Annotated in this window: 1 protein-coding gene; it reads right to left on the reverse strand. The window is 75.3% G+C overall.

Annotated elements, in window-relative coordinates:
- A partial coding sequence (locus AB0J52_RS41630) for a histidine ammonia-lyase (RefSeq protein ID WP_500188804.1) occupies positions 1-1,155 on the reverse strand: 1,155 nt, incomplete at both ends.

The raw sequence follows: 1,155 nt of genomic DNA on the forward strand, positions 1-1,155 counted from the left end.
CAGCGGGCCGGTGACGGACTCGGCGGCGGTGACGAGCGAGCCGTCCCGCACCAGCTCGGTGGAGGCGGCGATCTCCGGCGCGAGGTGGCGGTCCGGGCCGGGGCCCGGCACCCGCTCGCGCAGCTTCGCGACGACCGCGCCCGTCGCCGGGCCCGCCCGCAGCGGCGAGCGCAGCTCCAGCGCCCGCGCGGCCGCCATGATCTCGATGGCGACGACCTGGGTCAGGCCGTCCACGGCCTTGCGCAGCTTGCGCGCGGCGTTCCAGCCCATCGACACGTGGTCCTCCTGCATCGCCGAGCTCGGGATCGAGTCGGCCGAGGACGGCACCGCGTGCCGCTTGAGCTCGCTGACGATCGCCGCCTGCGTGTACTGGGCGATCATGAGGCCGGAGTCCACGCCCGGGTCGTCGGCGAGGAACGGCGGCAACCCGAACGAGCGCGCCTTGTCGAGCAGCCGGTCGGTGCGGCGCTCCGACATCGACGCGACGTCGGCGGTCGGGACGGCGAGGAAGTCCAGCACGTACGCGACCGGCGCGCCGTGGAAGTTGCCGTTGGACTCCACCCGCCCGTCCGGCAGGACGACCGGGTTGTCCACGGCCGAGGCCAGCTCGCGGGACGCGACCAGCTCGGCGTGCGCGAGGGTGTCGCGGGCCGCGCCGTTCACCTGCGGGGCGCAGCGCAGCGAGTAGGCGTCCTGGACGCGGGTGCAGTCCGGGCCGCGGTGCGACGCCATGATCGCCGAGTCGGCGAGCAGCGCGCGCAGGTTCGCGGCCGACAGGCCCTGGCCCGGGTGCGGGCGCAGCGCCTGGAGGTCGGCGGCGAACACCCGGTCGGTGCCGAGCAGCGCCTCGACGGTCATCGCGGCGGCGAGGTCGGCGGCCGTGTACAGCTTCCGCAGGTCGTGGATGGCCATGACCAGCATGCCGAGCATGCCGTCGGTGCCGTTCAGCAGGGCCAGGCCCTCCTTCGCGCCGAGCGTGACCGGCTGGATCCCGGCCTCGGCCAGCGCGTCGGCGGCCTCCCGGAGATCACCCTTGGCGTCCCGGACCGGGCCCTCGCCGATCAGCGCCAGCGCGCAGTGCGCCAGCGGCGCCAGGTCGCCGGAGCAGCCCAGGCTGCCGTGCTCGTGGACGATCGGGGTGATGCCCGCGTTCAG

This window comes from Spirillospora sp. NPDC049652 (assembly GCF_040675125.1).
GTDB lineage: Bacteria > Actinomycetota > Actinomycetes > Streptosporangiales > Streptosporangiaceae > Spirillospora.